This is a genomic window from Chitinophaga sp. 180180018-3, assembly GCF_037893185.1.
Classification (GTDB): Bacteria; Bacteroidota; Bacteroidia; order Chitinophagales; family Chitinophagaceae; genus Chitinophaga.
The window spans coordinates 3,089,343-3,112,277 of record NZ_CP140772.1; the positions used below are offsets into that span (position 1 = coordinate 3,089,343).

The 22,935-nt window shown below is 46.9% G+C and carries 19 protein-coding genes; 9 read left to right on the forward strand and 10 right to left on the reverse strand.

What is annotated here, in order from left to right; genetic code table 11:
* The first annotated feature begins 34 nt into the window (after positions 1-34).
* Positions 35-973: a bifunctional helix-turn-helix transcriptional regulator/GNAT family N-acetyltransferase gene (locus UNH61_RS12110; protein ID WP_326992252.1), complete on the forward strand. Its 939-nt coding sequence runs from the start codon at positions 35-37 to the stop codon at positions 971-973.
* A 24-nt stretch (positions 974-997) separates the two neighbouring features.
* Here UNH61_RS12110 and UNH61_RS12115 read toward each other — a convergent pair whose 3' ends face one another.
* A complete protein-coding gene (locus UNH61_RS12115) occupies positions 998-1,456 on the reverse strand; it encodes a DinB family protein (protein WP_326992253.1) in 459 nt (152 codons plus the stop codon).
* A gap of 110 nt (positions 1,457-1,566) precedes the next feature.
* Here UNH61_RS12115 and UNH61_RS12120 point away from each other — a divergent pair, with 110 nt between their 5' ends.
* The 4 genes from UNH61_RS12120 (at position 1,567) to UNH61_RS12135 (ending at position 9,018) form a co-directional block, all read left to right on the forward strand.
* Positions 1,567-3,204 (forward strand): acyl-CoA carboxylase subunit beta, encoded by a 1,638-nt coding sequence (locus UNH61_RS12120; protein WP_326992254.1) that lies wholly within the window; start codon positions 1,567-1,569, stop codon positions 3,202-3,204.
* 201 nt (positions 3,205-3,405) lie between these two features.
* Positions 3,406-3,864: a ribonuclease HI gene (gene rnhA / locus UNH61_RS12125; protein WP_326992255.1), complete on the forward strand. Its 459-nt coding sequence runs from the start codon at positions 3,406-3,408 to the stop codon at positions 3,862-3,864.
* 563 nt (positions 3,865-4,427) lie between these two features.
* A complete protein-coding gene (locus UNH61_RS12130; protein ID WP_326992256.1) occupies positions 4,428-7,517 on the forward strand; it encodes a TonB-dependent receptor in 3,090 nt (1,029 codons plus the stop codon).
* A 10-nt stretch (positions 7,518-7,527) separates the two neighbouring features.
* Positions 7,528-9,018, forward strand: a complete 1,491-nt coding sequence (locus tag UNH61_RS12135) for a RagB/SusD family nutrient uptake outer membrane protein (protein ID WP_326992257.1) — start codon at positions 7,528-7,530, stop codon at positions 9,016-9,018.
* Positions 9,019-9,074: 56 nt separating this feature from the next.
* On the opposite strand, the gene UNH61_RS12140 is transcribed toward UNH61_RS12135, so the two are convergent.
* Both UNH61_RS12140 and UNH61_RS12145 read right to left on the reverse strand, forming a co-directional pair.
* Positions 9,075-9,908: a hypothetical protein gene (locus UNH61_RS12140; RefSeq protein WP_326992258.1), complete on the reverse strand. Its 834-nt coding sequence runs from the start codon at positions 9,906-9,908 to the stop codon at positions 9,075-9,077.
* A 135-nt stretch (positions 9,909-10,043) separates the two neighbouring features.
* Positions 10,044-10,334 carry a hypothetical protein gene (locus tag UNH61_RS12145; protein ID WP_326992259.1) on the reverse strand — a complete coding sequence of 97 codons (291 nt, stop codon included), beginning with the start codon at positions 10,332-10,334 and terminating at the stop codon, positions 10,044-10,046.
* Positions 10,335-10,421: 87 nt separating this feature from the next.
* Here UNH61_RS12145 and trxA point away from each other — a divergent pair, with 87 nt between their 5' ends.
* The gene (gene trxA / locus UNH61_RS12150; protein ID WP_326992260.1) at positions 10,422-10,724 is read left to right on the forward strand and encodes a thioredoxin; all 303 of its coding nucleotides are present in this window, start codon (positions 10,422-10,424) and stop codon (positions 10,722-10,724) included.
* A 12-nt stretch (positions 10,725-10,736) separates the two neighbouring features.
* Here the strand turns inward: trxA and UNH61_RS12155 are convergent, their stop codons facing one another.
* From UNH61_RS12155 to UNH61_RS12185, 7 genes are all read right to left on the reverse strand, one after another.
* Positions 10,737-11,888: a hypothetical protein gene (locus UNH61_RS12155; RefSeq protein WP_326992261.1), complete on the reverse strand. Its 1,152-nt coding sequence runs from the start codon at positions 11,886-11,888 to the stop codon at positions 10,737-10,739.
* A gap of 29 nt (positions 11,889-11,917) precedes the next feature.
* Entirely contained in the window at positions 11,918-12,355 is a 438-nt protein-coding gene (gene smpB / locus UNH61_RS12160) for an SsrA-binding protein SmpB (protein ID WP_326992262.1), read from the reverse strand.
* 117 nt (positions 12,356-12,472) lie between these two features.
* Positions 12,473-13,321 carry an acetyl-CoA carboxylase, carboxyltransferase subunit beta gene (gene accD, locus UNH61_RS12165; protein WP_326992263.1) on the reverse strand — a complete coding sequence of 283 codons (849 nt, stop codon included), beginning with the start codon at positions 13,319-13,321 and terminating at the stop codon, positions 12,473-12,475.
* A 193-nt stretch (positions 13,322-13,514) separates the two neighbouring features.
* On the reverse strand, positions 13,515-14,582 hold the full coding sequence (fbaA, locus tag UNH61_RS12170) for a class II fructose-bisphosphate aldolase (protein ID WP_326992264.1): 1,068 nt from the start codon (positions 14,580-14,582) through the stop codon (positions 13,515-13,517).
* A gap of 186 nt (positions 14,583-14,768) precedes the next feature.
* Positions 14,769-15,206 carry a Rieske (2Fe-2S) protein gene (locus tag UNH61_RS12175; RefSeq protein WP_326992265.1) on the reverse strand — a complete coding sequence of 146 codons (438 nt, stop codon included), beginning with the start codon at positions 15,204-15,206 and terminating at the stop codon, positions 14,769-14,771.
* 57 nt (positions 15,207-15,263) lie between these two features.
* Entirely contained in the window at positions 15,264-16,040 is a 777-nt protein-coding gene (locus UNH61_RS12180; RefSeq protein ID WP_326992266.1) for a helical backbone metal receptor, read from the reverse strand.
* A gap of 9 nt (positions 16,041-16,049) precedes the next feature.
* Positions 16,050-17,405, reverse strand: a complete 1,356-nt coding sequence (locus UNH61_RS12185; protein ID WP_326992267.1) for a pyridoxal-phosphate dependent enzyme — start codon at positions 17,403-17,405, stop codon at positions 16,050-16,052.
* Positions 17,406-17,725: 320 nt separating this feature from the next.
* Between UNH61_RS12185 and UNH61_RS12190 the strand changes: the two genes are divergently transcribed.
* The 3 genes from UNH61_RS12190 to UNH61_RS12200 all read left to right on the forward strand — a co-directional run bounded on the left by UNH61_RS12190 (position 17,726) and on the right by UNH61_RS12200 (position 22,930).
* Positions 17,726-18,301: an RNA polymerase sigma-70 factor gene (locus UNH61_RS12190; protein WP_326992268.1), complete on the forward strand. Its 576-nt coding sequence runs from the start codon at positions 17,726-17,728 to the stop codon at positions 18,299-18,301.
* A gap of 79 nt (positions 18,302-18,380) precedes the next feature.
* Positions 18,381-19,349: a FecR domain-containing protein gene (locus UNH61_RS12195; RefSeq protein WP_326992269.1), complete on the forward strand. Its 969-nt coding sequence runs from the start codon at positions 18,381-18,383 to the stop codon at positions 19,347-19,349.
* Positions 19,350-19,432: 83 nt separating this feature from the next.
* A complete protein-coding gene (locus UNH61_RS12200; protein ID WP_326992270.1) occupies positions 19,433-22,930 on the forward strand; it encodes a TonB-dependent receptor in 3,498 nt (1,165 codons plus the stop codon).
* Positions 22,931-22,935: the final 5 nt, after the last annotated feature.

The following is a 22,935-nucleotide window of genomic DNA, read 5'->3' on the forward strand; positions in this document are numbered from 1 at the left end:
TAGTTGTGTAGTTTTGTATGAAAAATAATACTTTATGGACTTGGGGAATCCAGTTGTAGGCGAGATTCGGAGCTTTAACCGGTTTTATACCGGCATGATCGGGTTGCTGAACCAGCATATCCTGGAAAGCAGCTTATCGCTTTCAGAAGTGAGGGTGTTGTATGAAATAGGGCAGTCGGGGAAATGCACAGCGGGGCAATTGATCAGCACCCTGAAGCTGGATGGGGGATACTTGAGCCGCATCCTGCGGAAGCTGGAAAAAAATGGATGGCTGAGCCGGCACCAGTCTACCGCCGACGGGCGTACGTTTTTTCTGCAGCTCAATGCCGCCGGCAGAAAAGCGCTGGCTGCACTAAACGAAAAATCCAGTCAGGAGATCAGTCAGCTGATTACCCCGCTTTCCCAAACAGCGCAAAGGAAAGTGACGGATGCCATGAAAGCCATACAGTCCGTACTTTCGGCAGGAGAGCAGCCGGCAGTTGCGAATGATACGGATATCCGTATCCGTTATACACTGGAACCGGGGGATGTTGGATACCTGATTTACATGCACGGATATCTGTATGCCCGTGAAACAGGATTTAACCTGGAGTTTGAGGCATATGTCTGCAAAACATTCTATGAATTCCTGCCCACTTACAATCCTAACAAAGACCGTATGTTTCTGGCCATCGCTGATGGTCGCATTATCGGGTCGGTAGCAATATTAGGGGCATCCCGTCATCAGGCGCAGCTGCGCTGGTTCCTGATTGATCCGGAATACAGGGGAAGGGGATTGGGCAAAATGTTGTTGCAGGAAGCGCTCAGCTGCTGCCGCGAAAAAGGGTACCAGAAGGTATACCTGATGACCACCAGTTTACAGGAAACAGCTGCCGTTCTCTATAAGAAGGCCGGCTTCCGCAAAACAGGTGAAAAGCTCCTGCAACAATGGGGAACAGAATTATTCGAACAACGCTTCGAGCTGGAACTATAGCAGTTAACAACCAAATGTTAACAGCTATGCATACTTATGCAATAATACTACCTGCCCCAGGTGATAAGCATCATGCTCGGCCAGGCCTTGCATATAATAGATAGCTTTCTGATCGGTACCGGGGAAAGTATCAAAGAGCTCTTTCTCCGGGAACTTACGGATAGTAGCTGCCATCTGCTCAAAGGAATGGGCCAGCCGGTGAACGGTGGCCTGCCAGTTTTCTTCCCCATGATTTTCCGGCATATAAAAATCCGGCAGATCCCCGTCCTGCTCCGGAGGTTCGTTATAGATGTATCGTTGCACCCGCTGGTGCCAGTATATGAGGTGATTGATGATCTGCCAGATATTATTGGAATCCCCCAGCTGTTGTACTGCCTGCCGGGCATTGATCCGGCTGAGGTGTTCCTGGAAGGTAACTCCCAGCCAGGGCTCCCCATTGTAGAGGTTTTCCAGCGAAAGTGCGAAGTGTTCAGTTAATGACATGACACAAGAATTTTATTTTTTTAAGATATCCCGGTCGGTTGACTGTTGGCCTTGCTGTAATTCGTAATTTACAGAATTCTTTATTTTCAGAGAATATAAAACCCATTGTTATGAATCAACAGCAATTGGAAACCAACAAGAATGAGGATACGATGCGGAGGGCTATCAGCACCATGAAGCAGCGTCTGGGAGTGATTGAGCAGGGGGGCGGTAAAAAGAGCCTGGAGAAGGTACGGCAGCGGGGAAAGCTCACCGCAAGAGAACGTATCGCTTACCTGATCGATAAAGACACCCCCTTTACTGAAATAGGAGCTTTTGCCGCCTGGGAGATGTACCCCGAACACGGTGGTTGCCCCGCTGCCGGTACCGTTGGAGGGATCGGATATGTAAGCGGCAGACAGTGCATGATTGTGGCTAATGACATGACCGTAAAGGCAGGAGCCTGGTTTCCGATGACCGGCAAGAAAAACCTCCGTCTGCAGGAAATCGCCATGGAGAACCGCTTGCCCGTGATCTACCTCGTAGACAGTGCAGGGGTATTTCTGCCGATGCAGGATGAGATATTCCCCGACAAAGAACATTTTGGGCGCATCTTCCGGAACAACGCCCGTATGAGCGCCATGGGTATCACCCAGATCGCCGCCGTGATGGGAAGCTGTGTGGCGGGAGGCGCCTATCTGCCTATCATGAGCGATGAAGTATTGATGGTAGAAGGCAATGGCTCTATTTTCCTCGCAGGCCCGTATCTTGTGAAGGCGGCCATTGGGGAAGACGTTGATGCGGAAACGTTAGGAGGCGCTGTTACTCATACAGAAATTTCCGGCATAGCCGACTATAAATTCAAATCAGACGAAGACTGCCTCGATCAGGTGAAACGCATCGTTGCAAAAATCGGGCATCAGCCGCAGGCCGGCTTCGACAGAATCACTCCTGTGCTCCCGGCTAAGGATCCTGTAGAACTCGACAGCATCCTTCCTGCTGATAGTTCCCGGCCATACGATATGCTCGAAATCATAGAGCGACTGGTAGATGGTTCTGCCTTTGATCAGTACAAACAGGATTATGGCAAAAGCATTATCTGTGGCTATGGCCGCATCGACGGATGGGCAGTAGGTATTGTTGCCAATCAGCGCAAAATAGTGAAGAGCCGCAAAGGTGAAATGCAGATGGGAGGCGTTATTTACAACGACAGTGCCGACAAAGCCGCCCGCTTTATTATGAACTGCAATCAGAAGAAGATCCCGCTGGTATTCCTGCAGGACGTAACCGGCTTTATGGTGGGCAGCAGGAGTGAGCACTCCGGCATCATCAAAGACGGTGCTAAACTGGTGAATGCAGTCGCCAACTCAGTGGTACCCAAGATCACTATTGTTATTGGTAATTCCTATGGCGCCGGCAATTACGCTATGTGTGGAAAAGCCTACGACCCCCGTTTCATCTATGCCTGGCCTTCTGCTAAGATCGCTGTAATGGGCGGAGAACAGGCCGCTAAAACCCTGCTGCAGATACAGGTTGCCGGATTGAAGGCGAAAGGACAGGAGATATCGCCGGAGGAAGAAGCCCGCCTGCTTAAAGAAATCACCGATAAATACAATGCTCAGACTACGCCATACTATGCAGCCGCCCGTTTGTGGGTAGATGATATTATCGCTCCAACCGATACCCGGAGCCGTATATCAGAAGGCATCAAAGCCGCTAACAACGCACGTGTGGAAGAAGTGCTCAATGTAGGAGTGATTCAGGTATAACGTTTAGTCTTTAGTGTTTGGTCTGTAGTAAAATGCAACGAAGATTATGTTACATAGATAGAACATAATCTTCGTTGCATTTTACCAAAGACCAAACACTAAAGACTATTCTGTATATTCGCGTTTCCTTTTAACGAAGAAGACTGCATCATTGAATGCTTCAATAACAGTCACTAAAAAGCTAAAGACTAAAGGCGATATATGTCAGAATTGGTTGTATATACAGATGGGGCATCAAGGGGAAACCCCGGCCCGGGCGGATATGGTGTGATATTAATGTGGGGCAGTGTCCGGAAGGAATTGTCGCAGGGGTATCGTAAAACCACCAATAACAGAATGGAATTGCTGGCAGTAATAGTAGCGCTGGAAGCATTAAAGAAAGAAGGATTGAATGTGACCATCTATACGGATAGTAAATATGTGGTAGACAGTATTGAGAAAGGCTGGCTCTGGGGGTGGATCAAAATAAATTTCAAGGAGAAAAAAAATAAAGACCTCTGGTTGCGATTTGTACCGCTGTATAAAAGGCAACGGGTAAAAATGCAATGGGTGAAAGGTCATGCCAGTAATCCGTTTAATAACCGCTGTGATGAACTGGCCACACAGGCGGCCGACAGTGGCCACTGGCTGGTAGATGAAGGTTTTGAAGCCAACCTTTAAGAATATACTGATATAAACAATCTGTTCCGAACCCTGATAGCTTTCTTTTGGAATACACTGCTTCCACTCTCGTTGCTCAGGTATAAAAGCACTAGGATGAATTACGTATAACAACTATCCATTTATTGCAGCGATTTTCCACTCATCATATTTTCATCAGCTGAAACCCTTTGCTGTATTGAAAACTAATGCAACATAAAAAACGTAGTAAAACATTTTTAACAAATCTTTTGTTTTTGATTTTGAAAGGACATAGCTTTGCCGCCTATTAGTCTATAGGAATTATAGGGTAATAGCGGAAAACATTTAAAGACGAGCTTATGAAGAAAAGAATGACCCAACCGTATAAGGTGAACAATCACTGCTGTTGCTGTTGCGCCTATTAAAACCGACTGACTGTTTAACCACAGCAGGTTACAACAACCATTAGTGATGACCGGAACTCCAACCGTTCCGGGTGCTTAACACAGTAGTATTTTTCATGTCACATAGCCCGGTATAATCGGGCAGGGAAACCTGTTGCCGGGAGAAACCTGATATCTGGACATTTTCAACATTCAATCATGTTACAACGACTACTCCTTTTCCTACTGCTATTAGGGCCTTTAGCAGTATTTGCGCAAAGTCGCACGATTACCGGCCGCATTTACTCCGCATCGGACAATCAGCCATTGCCCGGAGCTTCGGTGGCCGTGAAAGGAACAACTGCCGGAACCGTAAGCGGGGCCGACGGAAGTTTCAGTTTGCAGGTAACTGATCCTGCTGCAACTACGCTTGTTATCCGCTATATCGGAATGCAGGCGCAGGAAGTAGCCATCAGTGCATCTCCGCTAACAATAAGACTACGTTCATCCGGTAAGGATATCGATGAAATAGTAATCGTAGCTTATGGTACCGCAAAGAAAAATTCTTACACAGGTTCTGTTTCGCAGATCAAAGGCGAAGAGCTCGAGAACCGGCAGGTATCCAGCGTCTCGAAGGCGCTACAGGGCCTCGCTGCAGGGGTACAGAGTACTTCTGCCAGCGGTCAGCCTGGTTCCGATGCTACGATACGCATCCGCGGTATTGGCTCCATCAATGCTTCTGCTGATCCGCTGTATGTGGTAGATGGCGTGCCTTACGGAGGAAGCCTGAATGCAATTAATCCTGCTGATATCGAATCTATCAGCGTGCTGAAAGATGCTGCTTCCAGTGCGTTGTATGGATCACGGGGCGCCAATGGTGTCATCATTATTACTACCAAAAAAGGGAAGAAGCCCGGAAGTAATATAGACGTTCGCGTTAGTCAGGGTTATTCCAGCCGCGCCGTGAGAGACTATGATCGTGTAAGTACTGATCAGTACTTTCAAATGTATTGGGAAGCGCTGCGCAATGCCTCCCTCACAAATGGTGCAACACCGGATGTTGCGGCGAAACAGGCCAGCAGCCGGCTGATCGGACGACTGGGCATCAATCCCTACGGCAATGCATTCCCTCAGCCGGTTGGTACCGATGGCAAGCTGGCAGCGGGTGCGAAAGCCCTTTGGAACGACGATTGGGATAAAGCCATGCAACGTACCGGTCATCGTACACAGGCTGATTTAAGTGTAAGCGGTGCCGCAGATAAAGCAAGATATTACATCTCCGGCGGTTACCTCGATGATCAGGGTATTTATCTTGGCTCCGGATTCAAACGCTACAACCTCCGCAGCAATATAGAGCTCGATGCTAAGAAATGGCTGAAACTGGGACTGAACCTTGCTGGTTCACACTCCGAACAGCAGGCGCCTCCTTCGGAAGACAGCCGTTCAGATAACTACGTGAACTACGGCCGCCTGATGTCTTCTTTCTACCCGATCTATCAACGGGATCCGGCTACGGGCGCTTACGTCCTCGATGCTAATGGCAACAGGATCTTTGATTTCGGCGCTTACCGGCCAAGCGCTAATAATCCGAAAACCAATCTGATAGCCACTTCCGGTATCGATAAGCACAACGTCCTTCGCGATGATGTTTCTGCAAGATTGTTCGGAGAGGCTACTATCTGGCGCGGACTGAAGTTTAAAACCAGTTACAATGCTGACTATACCGCGAGAAACGCACACGACTATACGAATCCGACACTCGGCTTCGACGCAGAAGTAGGCGGTACCGTGGAGAAAGTGGGGACCCGCACTTTCAGCTGGACTTTCAACAATATCCTTACTTATGAGGAAACATTCAATGGGGTGCATCACCTGAACCTGCTGGCTGGTCAGGAAGCCTATAAATTCAGGAATACATTCATGGATGGCTCCAAGTCAGGCTTCTCGCTACCGGGAGTGGACGAACTCTCTGATGCCGCACTGATCAAAGATCTGCAGGGCTATACAGATACTTACACACTGTCCAGCTTCCTCGGACGTGCTGAATACGATTACAAAAACAGGTACTTCTTATCGGCCTCCCTGCGCCGCGACGGTTCTTCCCGCTTTGCACCGGATCACCGCTGGGGTACATTCTGGTCGATCGGCGGCTCCTGGAAGGCAACAGAGGAAGACTTTCTGAAAAATGTGTCCTGGCTGAACCTGCTGACACTCAGGGCCAGCTATGGTGCACAGGGGAACGACAATCTCGGCACAGATGCCTACTACAACTACTATCCGCTGCTGAACATCAACAGCAACCTCGGAGAAGGAGGTACCTACCGCAGGTTACTGTATAACCCGAAACTGAAATGGGAAACAAACCTGAACCTGAACGTGGGCGTGGATTTTTCTGTATTTAGTAATCGTCTTGGTGGTACAGTGGAGTTCTTCGAACGTAAATCGAAAGACCTCCTGTTTTCCAGACCGATTGCTCCTTCACTTGGATATTCCTCGATTGCAGAGAACATAGGTGCTTTAAAAAATACAGGCGTTGACGTTACCCTGCACGGCGTTCCCGTTAAAACTAAAAGCTTCTCCTGGAATGTGGATTTCAATATGACTCACTATACGAACAAGGTCACCTCGCTGCCGCAGCGGGAGATTATCAGCGGCACTAAAAAACTCATGGTAGGCCGTTCTATCTACGATTTCTGGATCAGGAAATGGGCGGGCGTAGATCCCAATACCGGCCTGCCTCAATGGTATGTCGATAAAACTGATGGCAGCCACGGCGTTACGAATACCTATGCCAATGCCTCCCTGTATTACAGCAGCTCTTCATTGCCGGATGTATATGGTGGTTTAACCAATACGTTCAACTATAAAGGCTTTTCTCTGTCGTTCATGCTGGTGTACAGCCTGGGTGGTAAAGTGCTCGATCAGGATTATCTCTTCCTCCTGGGTACCGGAACTTCCGCCGGACGTCCTTTTGCAAAGGAAATGCTGAATCACTGGACTCCCGACAACAAGAACACCGATGTGCCTAAGCTGACGACGATCAATACCAACTGGACTTCCGTTTCAGACCGTTTTCTTTACGACGCCAGCTATGCCCGCCTGAAGACGTTGAACCTGAGCTATAACCTGCCTAAATCGCTGATGGAAAAAGCTCATCTGAACAACATCCTGGTATATGTACAGGGGGAAAACCTTTTCACCATCTACGGCCATCAGGGATTGGATCCTGAACAGTCAGTAGGAGGAACTACTTACTACCGCTATCCGGCTATTAAGGCGTTCTCCGCTGGTATTAACCTGAGCTTCTAAAAATACGACCATGAACAAGAGTATAATATTAATCATATTCGCAGCCCTTATATCAGGCGCCTGCAACAAGGACTTCCTGGATACCAAACCTACCAATGCGATCCCGGACAACGAAGTATTCAACACTGCCGACAATGTGGAAACCGTATTGAATGGTACCTGGTCCTATATGTTCGAGGAGTTCTTTACCTACGCCGTTCCTGGCTATAAATCCATTCATCTTACCAGCGATGCGATGGGCAGCGATATTGCCGTTACGCAGAAATATGGCTTGCGCGACGCCTACGGATACACGGAGATGGCGGATAACACCAAAAACAGGGTGAATGCATGCTGGACCATTCTATACAAGGTGATCGACAACTGTAATAACGTGATCACACGGGTGGATAATGCAACCGGCGATGCTGATAAGAAACAACGCTTAAAAGGACAGGCCTACGCCCTGAGAGGATATTGCTACCTGACACTGGCGTCTTTTTATCAGTTCAACAGAACGGGTACGGAAAAAGCAGTACCTGTTAGTCTGACGCCTACCGTTCCCGGAGCAGTAGGCAAACCCAAATCTACAATAGGAGAGGTCTACAAACAGGTGATAGCTGATCTGCAGGCCGCGGTGCCATTGCTGAAAAATTACCAGCGTAGCCCTACCCAGAAATGGAAGATAGATCTCAACGTGGTAAATGGTTTGCTCGCAAGGGCCTATCTCTATAACCGTCAGTGGGATCTCGCCATTGATCCTGCCAAAGCCGCCCGTGCAGGGTATCCGCTGATGTCGGGCGACGACTATAATAAAGGATTCAGTGATATCAATAATGGCGAGTGGATCTGGGGGCATGCACAAACAGCCAACCAGAGTAACGCCAGCTATAACTTTCATTACCTCGATGTATCCACACCGGCCTCTTATTACCAGAGCTTCATGTGTGATCCGTATTTTAAGAATTTCTTTGACAGCGCTGATGTACGTTTCCGTTTATTCGACTGGGATACCTTACCTGATCAGGAAGGATACCTGCGCTACAAGAAATTCCGCTTCCGCGATCCCGGCGCGCTCATTGGCGACCTGGTGCTGATGCGCTCTGCGGAAATGTACCTGATAGAGGCCGAAGCATATGCACATCAGGGGAACGTTGCTAAAGCGGCGGAAGCGCTCAATGCACTGCGGACAGTGCGCAATGCTGCAAAGTACAACGGTGGCGGAAGTTTGATGGATACTATCCTGGTGGAAAGAAGGAAGGAACTGTGGGGCGAGGGATTTGCACTATCCGACATTATTCGTACAGGCGGTACCGTAGTACGCAAGCCGTTCCTGTCGTACACCGGTGAAGATAGCATTATCAGTGTACCCCGTGGCGATGGTTCTTTTAAGAAGATAGCAGTGCAGGGTCATCTTACTACCAGATTGCCGGATGGTACTCCGTTTATACCTTACAGTACATCCTACCTGTTTGCTATTCCTGTTTCAGAAATTCAGAATAATCCCAACCTGGATAAATAAGCAAAAACCAATGTGAAAAAGCCTCCGGAGTTCTCACCGGAGGCTTTTTTGTATGCTTATTTTTTGTTGAGATCAATATATTTATAACGGGTGACGTATGTTTCCGTTTTACCACCTGATCCGCTCTTATAAGTGGTTGTATCTGTGAGCATCAGACCCTTGTTGTCAAAGGAGCGGCCCCAGGTATATTCGCCATCAGGTACTCCGAGATGATTGATCACCTTTCTGCTGGTAATGAAGTTATCGGAGAGATTGTAGGTATTGCTTTGATCCCCGATCAGGAAGTAGGCGTAAGATAGCGTCTTAGCCGGATTGGCTTTGTCGCTGTAAGTGAAGGTACGGTTGTATGACAGTGTCAACGTGTTATTAACCGGTCTGTATTCCTTTTCTGCAGTGATGCTGTTGCCGGTCCAGGTGAATTCACGTTTTCTGTCGCTGCCATTGCCCGCGCCTTTTTCAACTTTTACCAGCTTGTCGTTTTCGTACACCAGCGTGTCGCGCGACGCAGCAATGCTGGTTGCCTGATCCATGATGTCGAAGAAATTATCGATCCGCACCAGGCGGTTGCCGGAATATACGAACTGTTTGTAGGTTACTTCGGTATCTGTTTTTTTCTTCTTAATGGTTACCCGCACTGGTTTTCCGTTGTCGTAAGAAAATCGGAACAACCGATAGTAACCATCAGGATTATTAACAGTGGCTTCTTCAATAGTGTTGATGGATTTGTCTGCGTTGTAAGTATAAATAAGACTGTCGTTATCAGTGTCTACAGCACCGGAGATGTTCCAATCTTCAGTTGTTGGTACAGGAGTAATATCGTCTTTCTTATCATTTTTACATGCGGCAGCGAAGAGTGCCAGGGCGGCCACGCCCAACAGTACTTTTTTCATAGGTTTGGAGTTTTCGTATATACGTTATGTTTAGTGTAACGGGGTGCAAGTTAATGTGGATATACTTATCTGCAAAAGGTTTGTAAGACAGGATAAGTTCTCAATATATCCATGGAATGAGGCGTGCCGTGTGTTTCATATCAGACGCCCGAGTTGCGCAATGGATACGAAGCGGAAGGCCATTCCGGAAAATATAACGGCAAGGCCTATACGATTTAATGCAGTGCCGGGCAGAATAGGGTAGAAGGTCCGCGCCGATACAATAATGGAAATATTGATAAACACAATGATAACGATCCAGATAATAAGCAAACTGCCTTTGTCCTGTTTCTTTTTATCACTGGCATCGCCTCCCCGCAGGAGCCTGTGCAGCAGTATTTCTGAAAGAAACCAGAGCAGATAGATAATGCCTGAAAGAAGATCCATATATCAGGAGGATATTTACATTTCAAATATATGTAATGTTTTATGGTTGTCAAAAAGTGCGTAATTTGTGGCAATTAAAATGATGCTATGGAGAATCTGCAAACGATCATTTCAGCCAGCACTCCGGTGTTAATAGATTGTTTTGCCACCTGGTGCGGGCCCTGCCAGATGGTACCTCCCATCCTGAAGGAAGTGAAAGATAAGATGAACGATCAGATCAGGATCGTGAAGATAGACATCGACAAAAATCAGCAGCTGGCTGCGCAATGGCAGATCAGCAGTGTGCCTACATTACTGTTGTTCCGCGAAGGCAAATTAATATGGCGTCAGAGTGGGGTAGTGCCTGCGCATCAGCTACTGCCTATCCTGCAGCAGAAAATCGGCTCCTGAGCACCGGCATCTTTAGAAACTATTGTAGAACACTTCCAGATCCCGGCTGAGCTTATCATATATAGGCCGGGTGAACTCCATAAACAGGTCCGATGGCGGAGGAGGCGGTATATCACGGCCGCCGATCAGTAATTTGTCTTCATCACTCAACGCCCTTGCATCTCCTCTATACGTGCCAAACTGATTTTGCCAGGTATAACTTCCCGGAATGCGATCGCTTCTTAATAACTGACCGTTGGTAGTGTTGGTGATCTGGTAATCCAGCAACCCCCTGGATACTACTGTTTTTTTGGTAATGAACAGGGTGGCTCTCACAGTTTCATAAAGATCGATCACCCTGCCGCTTGTATCTTTGGTGCTGCCTGTTACAATTTCTTTTGAAACATCGCGCTGGAAGCGGTCTACATAGGTTTGTCCCACTTCAAAATCGTAAAATCTTAACGCTATATATTCATCCGGGCGGATGTTATCGTTCCTGGCAATGCGTTCGTCGTAGAATTGAACAAACTGGTTAATATTACGTGTTTGCAGATTTCTCACGAGATAATCCCGGAACTGGTCGGCACTGAACTGGAAGAATGGGGAGCGTACTTCGATCTGACTTACCACCACGTTGATAACCCCCAGCTGGAAGGCTTCATCGCGGCGTTCTTTCGCATCGCGGTAATTGGGAACCAGTTTGAGCGCAGCCGCAAATTCATCATAGGCCTGTCGTGCGCTGGTCTTATCTCCCCGGTCGAGCAGGGTCATGCCCCTGTCGTACCGCGCCTCTGCAGCATTTTCCTGTGCTCCAGTGATGGCATCCCGGTAATCTTTTGGTTGTACCAGCCGCATGGCAGCAGGGGAGCTGTGAATAGCCGTATACAGCTGCTGTAACGCCCTGTATTCAGTTCTTACATTTTCCCATTTAAGTTGATTATTGGAACGGAGAAAAGCATTTACCCTGCCTTCATGGATTTCCTGTGCGTGATCATAGGCGGGAGCCAGTAATCGGGCTGCCGTTTCATCCTGTGGCTTGCGCTGTAGTTTTTTTACAAATGCCAGCACGGCGTCATCATATCTGCCTTTATTATATAATTTTTCTCCCGATTTGCAGGATAGGAATAATACATACAAAATAACGGTAGTTGCTCGCAGCAGTAGCCAGGGCAATGGTTTTCTCATGGGGTTCATATATGAGGTCTGTTTGCAGGTTATTTATATTGCCGTCTTAATTCGCGGTCGGCTTCCCGTTGCTTGATAGAATCCCGCTTATCGTGTAGTTTTTTACCTCTGCCTACTCCGATTTCCATTTTTGCCAATCCTTTATCGGAGACGAATATACGCAGTGGTATGATCGTATAGCCCCGGTCTTTGAGCCTGTTTTCGATTTTTCTCAATTCCCGTTTTGTCAATAACAGCTTGCGTTCCCGTAAAGGGTCATGATTAAAAGAAGTACCATGAGAATAGTGTGCGATATGCAGACTTCTCACATATAACTCTCCTTTGTTAAAATAGCAGAATGAATCATTAAAGCTCACTTTCCCGGCACGGATCGACTTTATTTCAGTGCCCAGCAAAACCATCCCTGCAACGTATTTATCTTCAATTGCGTACTCGTAATATGCCGATCTGTTCTTTAACTCCGCCATAGTTGTGGAATTACGAATTAGGAATTAGGAATTACGAATTATAAGCGGAGAGTTAAGCGAACACTGATATATTAATACCCGCTAACATCTCCGCTTATAATTCGTAATTCGTAATTCTTAATTTTTAAAAAGCGTTAGCAAACTTGCCAACTTCGTCTTTAATTCTTTCCTGTCCATGATAAAATCCAGGAAGCCATGCTCCAACAGGAACTCTGCGCTCTGGAAACCGGCAGGCAAATCTTTTTTAATAGTTTCTTTAATGATCCTGGGGCCTGCAAAACCAATCAGGGCGCCTGGTTCCGCGATGTTCAGATCACCCAGCATAGCAAAGGAAGCGGTTACACCTCCCGTGGTAGGGTCTGTCATCAGGGAAATATAAGGCAGCCTGGCATCTGCCAGCTGCGTTAATTTGGCGGAAGTTTTCGCCATCTGCATCAGAGAGAATGCACTCTCCATCATACGCGCACCACCCGATTTGGAAATGATCATCAGGGGCATTTTGTGTACAATGCAGTAATCGATGGAACGGGCAATTTTTTCACCTACTACAGAACCCATAGAGCCGCCAATGAAACTAAAGTCCATACTGGCCACTACCAGGTTATTGCCACCGACTTTGCCCACACCCACCTGCATTGCATCTTTCAAACCCGATTTTTTCTGAGCATCCTTCAACCGCTCACTGTATGGTTTCAGGTCTTTAAAGCCCAGAAAATCCGTTGGGTAAATATTGGGGAACAGTTCCTCGAACTGATTGTTGTCGAAAATAATTTCAAAATACTCTGAAGAATTTATCCTGTTGTGATAATTACATTTATCACAAACATAGAAATGCTCCTTCAAATCCTTAACAGTGGTGGTTTTTTTACAGTTAGGACACTTGTGCCACAACCCATCCGGTGCTTCTTTCTTTTCACTGGTGGAGGTTGAAATGCCTTGTTTAATTCGCTTAAACCAGCTTGACATATTCTACTATTAGATTAGAAAATAGTGGTGCAAGATACGAATTATCGCATAAAGCCAAAAAAAAGCATCCTATAAAAAGCATAATAAAAAAAGCTATTATAACGGATACTTAGCGATATATACATTAAATATACGCTTATATCTCTGTTATAATAGCTTTTTTCTTTATGCTTCAGGCGTTATCCCGCCTTTATTACGCATTTCTGTTGATGCAATTCAGATCTTTGAACGCTTCTTCCAGACGCTTTACAAAGGTTTCTTCTCCTTTGCGCAGCCATACGCGCGGATCATAGTATTTTTTGTTAGGCTTGTCGGCACCTTCCGGGTTACCCAGCTGGGCCTGCAGGTATTCTTTCTTCGCTTCATAGTAGTCGTGAATACCTTCCCAGAATGCCCACTGCATGTCGGTATCGATGTTCATCTTGATTACACCATATCCCAGTGCTTCAGCGATCTGATGTTTCGGAGAACCGCTACCACCATGGAATACGTAGTAAACAGGTTTCGCTGCAGTTTGGAATTTCTCACGGATGTATTCCTGGCTGTTGTGCAGGATCACCGGACGCAGCTCTACGTTACCCGGAGAGTAAACGCCATGTACGTTACCGAATGCAGCCGCTACTGTAAAGCGGGGACCTACTTTCGACAGTGTTTCGTAAGCAAAAGCCACATCTTCCGGCTGAGTATAGAGCTTGGAGTTGTCTACACCAGAGTTGTCTACACCGTCTTCTTCACCACCGGTTACGCCCAGCTCAATTTCGATGGACATACCCAGCTTATTCATTCTTTCGAAATATTTGTGAGAGATTTCGATATTCTCGTGAATAGGTTCTTCAGACAGGTCCAGCATGTGAGAGCTGAACAGCGGCTGGCCGTGGAGTTTATGGAATTCTTCACCGGCGGTCAGCAGGCCGTCGATCCAGGGCAGCCATTTTTTAGCAGCATGGTCGGTGTGTAAAACCACCGGTACGCCGTAATATTTAGCTACTTCATGTACGTGCCTGGCGCCAGAGATACCACCGGCAATGTTAGCCTGGAGCTTATCGTTAGGCATGCCTTTTCCGGCAAAAAACTGTGCACCACCGTTAGAAAACTGAATGATCACTGGTGAATTCACCTTAGCAGCTGTTTCCAGTACCGCATTCACGGAGTTGGTTCCCACTACATTCACGGCAGGCATTGCAAATCCGTTGTCTTTGGCATCGTTATACAGCGCATCCAGCTCTTCGCCGAATAATACGCCAGCTCTGTATTTTCCCATACTCTGATATGTGTTTTAATTTTTTTGGTGAGCAAATATAAGGAGTTAAATAGAAGATTTATAGCGAAAAGTAAGCGCTTATGTATTAAATCCCGGAATCAGGGGGTGATATTTCATAATAATGCCGCACGGCTCCGTATTCCGGAACGCGTGCGGCACCAGGTTATGGAGGTGCGGGATGGATGGCTAACTGATGGTTAACACATTCCCATCCACTTTTATTGTATAGGGAGTTAATGCCACCGTTGCAGGCCCGGTGTTAACGGCGCCGGAGGTGCTATACCGGCTTCCATGGCCGCAGGGCGCATTACATTCTATTAAATGAGTTGTGTTGTTGTAAGTAGCAACGGTGCAACCCTGATGGGTGCACGTACTGGAAAGCGCAGAGAAATCGGCCGACGTATTGCCGCTGCCCGTACGGATGACGATCACGCCATTGGATATCTTGAAATCCCCGACATTAGTCAGGTCTGAATTAAGGTTCAGTGTAACCTTGGCATTGCCGCCACCAGGCGGAGCAGGAGCAGGGTTGGAGGAACTCCCTTTGCTGCAGGCCGCCAGTCCTGCTGTACAGGCTAATGCCAATGTTAACCCAAGATTGGAAACAAAATCTCTTCTTTCCATAAAGTTGCGTTTTCGTAATTGTACGCAACCGAGAGAAGCGGCGTTGCCTCAACGTGATTATTTATTTTGGAGAGACATAAAATAAGCAGGCGCCTCCAGCAACCGGCTGCCATACCAGGAAAACATTTCGCCATCTACCAGCTGTATGGTTGCATCTGGTAATATGGCCTGTACTGCGGCTATATGTTTTTCCCGGAAGGGGTAGGGTTCGGAAGATAACAACACGCGGCGGCATCCGCTTTGGGCAAGCTGTGCCAGGTCTATGGCCGGATACCGCAGCTGTTCGCCAAAAACATTCCTGAAACCGCAGCGCAGCATCATCTGATGTATAAACGTATCTCCACCTGCCACCATCCAGGGATCCCGCCAGATGAAATAGGCCGCAGGCATAGGATCTGGCACTGGCATTAGTGCAGAAAATCCTGCCGCAATTTTTTCTACCAGTATCTCTGCCCCGGAAGCCCGCCCGGTGATTGCTCCCACACCCCGGATCATTTCGTAGGCATCTTCCAGCGTCTGTATATTACTGACCCATACCGGGTAATCTTTCATCAGGGCTTCTACTTCCGATGCCAGGTTCTCTTCTTTATTGGCGATGATCAGATCCGGCTGCAGCTGCTGTATAATATCCGCATGAATGTTTTTGGTGCCCCCCACCCGTGTTTTCTCACGAAACCACGTTAACGGATGTACGCAGAATTTAGTAATGCCTACGACTTCTGCATCCAGCCCCAGCGTGTATAACAGCTCGGTCTGCGATGGCACCAGCGAAACGATACGTTGCGGCTGTTTATCCAGTATTATCTGCCTGTTCAGCTGATCAGTAAAAATCATGATAACCTTTTATCTTCCCAACGCCTGAATGATGTCGTATTTTGTGATGATGTGATGATGACCGCTTTCATCTTTGGTAAGCACGGCGCCGTTTTCCCTGTTGATGTAAACGGCCAGCTTTTCTATGGGCGTATCGAGAGCTACCATCGGGAAAGGCGGCTGCATCACGGTTTGTACGCTGGCATCTTTCAGATGTACATCATCGATCAGGCGGCTGAATAAACCGCTTTCAGACACCGAGCCCGCGATAGTTCCGTTCTGTTCAACCGGGATATGCTCGATATCATATTTTCTCATCCGGGCGATAGCCTCACTTACTTTTTCGCCTGCGCCGATAGTGACCAGGGGCTGGCCTTTGCGGCCATTTACCACATCTCTCACGGTTTTTACATCCAGGAAACCACGCTCGAGCATCCACTGGTCGTTGTATATCTTGCCTACATAGCGGCTGCCGTGATCATGAAAGATTACCACTACCACATCCGATGGCTTCAGCGCTGCCTTCAACTGCAATAGCCCTGCTATGGCCGATCCGGCGGAGTAACCAACGAATATCCCTTCTTCCTTTGTAATTCTTCTTGCCATCACTGCTGCGTCCTTGTCGGTCACTTTTTCGAATTTGTCGATCACTTTCATATCATAGTTCTCCGGCACAAAATCTTCTCCGATACCTTCTGTGATATAAGGATACACTTCATTCATATCCAGTACACCCGTGTCGAAATACTTCTTCAGCAGTGAACCGTAACTATCGATCGCCCACACTTTGATGGCAGGATTCTTTTCTTTCAGGTATTTGCCCGTGCCGGTAACGGTACCGCCCGTGCCGGTGGCTACTACGAGGTGTGTGATCTTTCCGCCCGTCTGTTCCCAGATTTCCGGTCCTGTTTGCTCATAGTGCGCATCGCGGTTGGCGAGATTATCGTACTGATTAACATAAAAAGAATTGGGTATTTCTTTAGCCAGGCGCTTCGATACTGAGTAGTAGGAGCGTGGATCTTCCGGTTCCACATTGGTTGGGCATACAATTACTTCCGCACCTACGGCTTTGAGTATGTCCACTTTCTCTTTAGACTGTTTGTCGGTAGTGGTAAAGATACACTTGTAACCCCTGACGATGGCCGTCAGCGCCAGCCCCATACCGGTGTTGCCCGATGTACCTTCTATGATGGTGCCGCCCGGCTTCAGCCATCCGTTTTGCTCGGCAACGTCTACCATTTTAACGGCCATACGGTCTTTGATAGAGTTACCCGGGTTAAAAAACTCGACTTTAGCAAGCACCTGACAGGGGAGTGTGGCAGTGACCCGGTGCAACTTTACCATTGGGGTGTTTCCTATCGTTTCAAGAATGTTTTCCTTGTACATAGTCATAGATTATTTTGATGTTGTATGATGATATGCAATAGGTGGCGATTTCAGCGAAGGTTAAATTTTTTTTACTAAATTACAAAGATTAGCTCAAATGGTGATTTTAACGGCGTTTTGAATGAAAGAGGACGATAGTTAAGGCCTGATATCAACAAAATATGGCGCCCCTTTTTCCTACCCACACAGGGTTATTAACGAAAGAATAATATTAACGGGTTAAACCGCGGCTATATTGACACACAGTGCTGATTGAATGCTTCTTTTGAAAGCCCACGCCTGTATTTGAAGAAAAAGATATTTACTTTGCACCAAATTTTATGAGCACCAGATATACAACTGAATTGACTGATAAAGATCTCTTTCTTCGTATCCAGCATGCTGATATGAAGGCTTTCGATCTGTTGTATAAAAAATATTGGCATCCGTTATTCAGCTTTGCTAATAAATTACTCCGGTCTTATGATGATGCGCAGGATATTGTACAAACGGTATTTATTTCCGTCTGGGAGCGGCGCGAAACCCTTACTATACGGCAGTCCGTTGAAAGTTATCTTTTCCAGGCAGTGCGTTTCCAATCGCTTAAAAAACTGGACTTACTTTTAAGTTCCCCCGAGCAGATAGACAGAGTAAAGGAAGAATTACTGCCAATATTTAATGACATCCTGAATCGTATGCAGGAGAAGGATTTGTTTAAGCAGATACAAAAGGAAATATCCGGTCTTTCTCCCCGCACACAGGAAATATTTTTGCTGAGCAGGCAATATAAACTAAGTATTGCGGAGATCTCTTTAAAATTGGGAATCTCAGAACAAACCGTTAAAAACCAGCTCCATATTGCATTGAAAGCCCTGCGGCATAGCATTGCGCTGATCCTGATTCTCTACTCCAATTGATTTGGTAACAATTCCTTAACCTGATTTTACCGGTACTACGCCTCCTCTTTTAGAACATACTATCAGAGAACCGTCTATCATGAATCTGCAGAGGTTAAAAAGTATTGTAAATAATTACCTGTCCGGCCAATCTTCGACAGAAGATAAGGCCATCGTTGAGCAGTGGTTTAAAGAAGCCAGAGAGGCGGCTGATAAGGATGCCGACCTGGGACAATATGAGGAAAGAAAAGCGACTGCTTTAAATAATATTAAAGCCGTTATTGGGACCGGTTATACAGGGAGAACAAATAATTCTTCCCAAAGCAGGTTACGTTACCTGAGATGGGCCGCCGCAGCCTGCCTAGTGAGCGTCGTATGTACCGGGTATTTGTTCAGAAATGAACTGAGGGATATGATAACTCCACCTGTCATATATACCATTGCAACTAATCAGCATCAGATCAGGGAAGTGCTATTGCCCGACAGTTCTGTTGTTGTGCTGAATGTTAACAGCCAGCTTCGTTATCCCGCGAAATTTACCAGCAGCAGGAAGGTGGAGCTTAACGGCGAAGCTTTTTTTGATATCAGAAAGAACCCCGATACCAGGTTTACGGTGAAAGCATCGCATCTGAATGTGAATGTATTAGGAACTTCGTTTGTTGTGTCAGATGCAGGCTCCAATGAATCGGCCAGGGTAGAAGTTAAAACAGGGCGTGTGCAGATTACCATTCCTGGTATGCAGCAACAACAGCTTCCTGTACTGTTACCCAGCCAGCAATATACTTATGCAGTGCAACGCAGAGAAGGTAAAGTAGATAGTAATGTGACTGTCGATACTGAATGGACTTCACAATTGCTGGTATTCAGGAACACTCCGCTAAGGGATGTGTTTTCCGCCATAGCGGAAAGTTTGCAGGTGAAGATCGTTTCCCGCAATAATGACATTAATCAGCGAACGTTTACCGGTTCTTTTTTGAAAGAAGATAACATTGCGGAAATTCTCAAAATCCTTACCCTTTCTTACGGATTGAAAATAAAACAAACCGGTAATCTGATTGAGGTGAACTAACTCCAACACATATACGAAAAAATATTTTTTAAATCATGATGAATGATATAGGGCGAGCTATGTCCAAAACTAAACAACATAAAATGAAAAATGAGTTTATCAATCGAATGGGCCGGGCATTATCGGAGAAGAAGTTTTTTTTCCTGCCGTCCTTGTTCCTCTTGTACTCAATGCTTTGCCTGGCACAGGATGGAGGCAAAACCGGGAAATATAATATTTCATTTTCAGAAAATACATTGGCGGAGTGTATAGATGTACTGCAAAAGCAAACCAGCGTACGATTCTTTTATGAGGCAACTGAAATAGAGAAGGTAAAAAGAAATTACACTAAAAGCTTCAACCAGGCAACACTAAAAGTAATTGTCGATTATCTGCTGGGTAATACTTCGCTGGTCTATGATATGGTAGACGGGAAAAAAGTAGTTATACGTAAGCGGGTTCAAACTGTGGAAAGTGGCACCCAACATAAAACAAGCGGTACCGGTGAATTGTACACACTCAAAGGTCGCGTGGTGGATTTTGAAACTTCGGCGCCGCTGGCAGGTGCTTCCGTGAAGCTGTCGGGTGCTGCCAGATCTGTTGTCAGCGATAGTAAAGGGTATTATACCTTCAGTGAAATACAATCCGGCGACTATACATTGGAGGTAACTTATATTGGCTATTCTTCCTTTACAGAACCCGTCAGGCTGAATAGCAGTTTTACCTACGATATACGTATGCAGGCAGGCGGTGGAGCTTTGGGCGAAGTGGTGATAAGCGCCGCAGGAAGAAAGGTACATAACGTAGCCCATACCACGGATAGAAAAGTACTGGAGACTATCAAAAGTGCGCAATCAGTTGTGTCGGGAATTTCCTCTCAACAGATTTCCATGAGCGCCGACCGTAATGTTGCCGAGGTGGTGAAGAAAATTTCCGGTGTTAGCATAAAGGACGACAAATTTGTGATCATCCGCGGGATGAGTGAACGCTACAACCTGACCTATCTGAATGGCAATATTGCGCCCAGTACCGAGCTGTACTCCCGGGCATTTTCGCTGGATCTGCTTCCCAGCCGGATCATCGACAGGATCATGGTATACAAGTCTCCGGCGCCCGATCTGATGGGCGATATGACTGGAGGGGCAGTGAAAATATTTACCAAAGACGCCAAAGCTGTTAAGCATTTTGATGTGGAGTTACAAATGGGATACCGGCCCGGCACCACATTCAGTAATAGATTCATGACCTACCAGGGAAGCAGCACCGATTTCCTGGGATTTGACAATGGCGTTCGGAAGCTGCCTTCGGTGGTGCCCGGTTACGGCGATTTTACCCGGGCAGGGATTTCTCAAAAAGACTATGCCCGGAGTTTCAGTCCTATTTTACAATACGGTTATAAATCGGCCCTGCCAATGATACAGTTAACCGCCAATTATTATAATACGTTTAAAATAGGCGGTAAAAGTCTGGGTATGTTGAGTTCCCTCAGCTATAAAACGGAAACCCAGCAATTTGACATAGATCGCGCCAGCAGCTTCTGGGGTAGTGATGGCAACGGCAAGCGGACGCATGAAACCTCCCGTGAATCTCAAAGCATAGAAACAGTGCAGCTGAACCTGCTGCAGAATTTTACCTACAGGCTTCGGGACAGCAGCAGGTTGTTTTTTAAAAATTACCTGTTGCAGCAAGGGCAGAGTACCACTGTTGTGCGCACCACTAAAAACAATCAGTATGTTGTGGGAGATGCTACTACCGATCTTACACATCTCACAGGAATCAACTGGAAGGAGCTTTCTTATGGCTATAATGTATATGAACGCAATATTATTTTAGGCTATACCCAGCGTTTTTTGTATGCCGGCAACCTCGGAGGAGAACATTATTTTGCGAAGGGCAAACAATTGCTGGAGTGGAATCTGGGCTATACCTTCAGCCGTCAACTGATACCAGACCAGCGCGTAATCCGCTTTAACCAAAACAGGCAGGATGGTGGAGGTGCCAGGGGATTAGGGCAGACGCAGGATCTCGGCTGGGTGGCTTCCTACCGCTATATAAAGGGGCCTGATGATATTGAAAACAGGAACAATAACCTGGAGCGTGGAATGATATCCCGCACCTGGTCGCGGAACAATGAGAATGTTTACAATGGTGCGGTTGATTATACCAATAAGCTCACTCCCTGGGCTACCCTCAAGGCCGGAACCTACCAGCAGTGGAAATCAAGAGTGTTGTTTCGCCGTGCCTACACACTTAACGAAGGTGATCTGAATTCAGCCGGCTATCCGGAAAGCGCCAATGCTAATATCGGGAGCAACGGCCATTACATGGATTTCAATAAGGTGTTCTATACAGAACAGGATCTGGGCAAAGTTTGGAGCACCAGTTATCTGAAAGACGATGGCAGTGCCCTGAAAGTCTTTGATCGCACCAGTGGCAGTGATGCCTACACTGCCACAGAGCAGCTCAATGCCGGCTATGTAGCGCTCAGTCTCCGGCCCTTTAATGAGAAGCTGGACATCTATGGTGGCCTGCGGGTGGAATATGACCGCCAGAAAGTGGCCGGCGCCATACCCGGTTCTAACCAGGGGAGTATCAACTATCCGGTGCTGGTAGACAATAAAACTACCGATTACCTGCCGTCGGTAAATATCAACTACCGTCCCGTTCAGCAATTGGTGGTACGCGCGGCCTATGGAAAAACCGTGAACCGGCCCGAGTTCCGGGAGTTATCGCCCTATAGTGAACTGGACCAGTTGAACAACCAGACGGTGCGGGGTAACTATCTCTTAAAACCTGCTGCTGCCGCCAATTATGATGCCCGGGTAGAATGGTATCCTAAAAACAACGATAAGGCGGAAACATTCAGTGTAGGGCTTTTTTATAAAGAATTGACCAATCCCATTGAACGAATGATCACGCGTGATCTGTTTTTTGGCGGCCCGGCCAGCATCAGTTTTGGAAATGCAGATAAAGCAACCGTAAAAGGACTGGAGATAGACGTTCGCAAAAACTTCGGATTTATTCCGCTGCAGTTTTTTAAGAATCTTTCCTTTATAGGTAACCTTACACTGATCAAAAGTGAAGTGAGTAAACACCTCGATACATCAGTACTCAAGAATCCTGATCCTGCAGTAAACCCGCATTATACCCGCCAGTTACAAGGCCAGGCACCTTATACTATCAACCTCGGTTTATACTACGACAATGCCGGTACCGGCACCAAACTGGCACTTTCCTGGAACAGCATAGGACCCCGTATTTATGCTGCGGCCAATGGCGCTCCGTTCAGCGTGAAATACCAGGGCGTGGTACCAATAGTAGTACAGGGCAACCAGGGAAGCCTTATTGAACTCCAACGCCAGACTTTAGACCTGGCGGTGACCCAACGCATCATTAAAAGCCTGCAGATGAAATTCAGCGCACAGAATATCCTCAATCAGTCACTCCGGATCGCAGAAGACGAAAACTTTACCTACAAGTATGAAAAGGCATTCATTAAACGAACGGGCGATAGCTATCAAAGTGATACCAACGGCGATATGATCAGCAGTGAATACAAACCTGGCAGCCATTTTATTTTATCGGCCACCTATTCGTTTTAAAATTT

Excerpts from the sequence above, each read along its gene's own strand:
- UNH61_RS12180 (WP_326992266.1), bottom strand. The coding sequence starts at position 16,040 with ATGATTTTTACTGATCAGCTGAACAGGCAGATAATACTGGATAAACAG.
- UNH61_RS12195 (WP_326992269.1), top strand. The coding sequence starts at position 18,381 with ATGAATCTGCAGAGGTTAAAAAGTATTGTAAATAATTACCTGTCCGGC.
- UNH61_RS12155 (WP_326992261.1), bottom strand. The coding sequence starts at position 11,888 with ATGAGAAAACCATTGCCCTGGCTACTGCTGCGAGCAACTACCGTTATT.
- UNH61_RS12200 (WP_326992270.1), top strand. The coding sequence starts at position 19,433 with ATGAAAAATGAGTTTATCAATCGAATGGGCCGGGCATTATCGGAGAAG.
- UNH61_RS12140 (WP_326992258.1), bottom strand. The coding sequence starts at position 9,908 with ATGAAAAAAGTACTGTTGGGCGTGGCCGCCCTGGCACTCTTCGCTGCC.
- UNH61_RS12190 (WP_326992268.1), top strand. The coding sequence starts at position 17,726 with ATGAGCACCAGATATACAACTGAATTGACTGATAAAGATCTCTTTCTT.
- trxA (WP_326992260.1), top strand. The coding sequence starts at position 10,422 with ATGGAGAATCTGCAAACGATCATTTCAGCCAGCACTCCGGTGTTAATA.
- UNH61_RS12130 (WP_326992256.1), top strand. The coding sequence starts at position 4,428 with ATGTTACAACGACTACTCCTTTTCCTACTGCTATTAGGGCCTTTAGCA.
- UNH61_RS12135 (WP_326992257.1), top strand. The coding sequence starts at position 7,528 with ATGAACAAGAGTATAATATTAATCATATTCGCAGCCCTTATATCAGGC.
- rnhA (WP_326992255.1), top strand. The coding sequence starts at position 3,406 with ATGTCAGAATTGGTTGTATATACAGATGGGGCATCAAGGGGAAACCCC.
- smpB (WP_326992262.1), bottom strand. The coding sequence starts at position 12,355 with ATGGCGGAGTTAAAGAACAGATCGGCATATTACGAGTACGCAATTGAA.
- accD (WP_326992263.1), bottom strand. The coding sequence starts at position 13,321 with ATGTCAAGCTGGTTTAAGCGAATTAAACAAGGCATTTCAACCTCCACC.
- UNH61_RS12145 (WP_326992259.1), bottom strand. The coding sequence starts at position 10,334 with ATGGATCTTCTTTCAGGCATTATCTATCTGCTCTGGTTTCTTTCAGAA.
- UNH61_RS12115 (WP_326992253.1), bottom strand. The coding sequence starts at position 1,456 with ATGTCATTAACTGAACACTTCGCACTTTCGCTGGAAAACCTCTACAAT.
- UNH61_RS12110 (WP_326992252.1), top strand. The coding sequence starts at position 35 with ATGGACTTGGGGAATCCAGTTGTAGGCGAGATTCGGAGCTTTAACCGG.
- fbaA (WP_326992264.1), bottom strand. The coding sequence starts at position 14,582 with ATGGGAAAATACAGAGCTGGCGTATTATTCGGCGAAGAGCTGGATGCG.
- UNH61_RS12120 (WP_326992254.1), top strand. The coding sequence starts at position 1,567 with ATGAATCAACAGCAATTGGAAACCAACAAGAATGAGGATACGATGCGG.
- UNH61_RS12185 (WP_326992267.1), bottom strand. The coding sequence starts at position 17,405 with ATGTACAAGGAAAACATTCTTGAAACGATAGGAAACACCCCAATGGTA.
- UNH61_RS12175 (WP_326992265.1), bottom strand. The coding sequence starts at position 15,206 with ATGGAAAGAAGAGATTTTGTTTCCAATCTTGGGTTAACATTGGCATTA.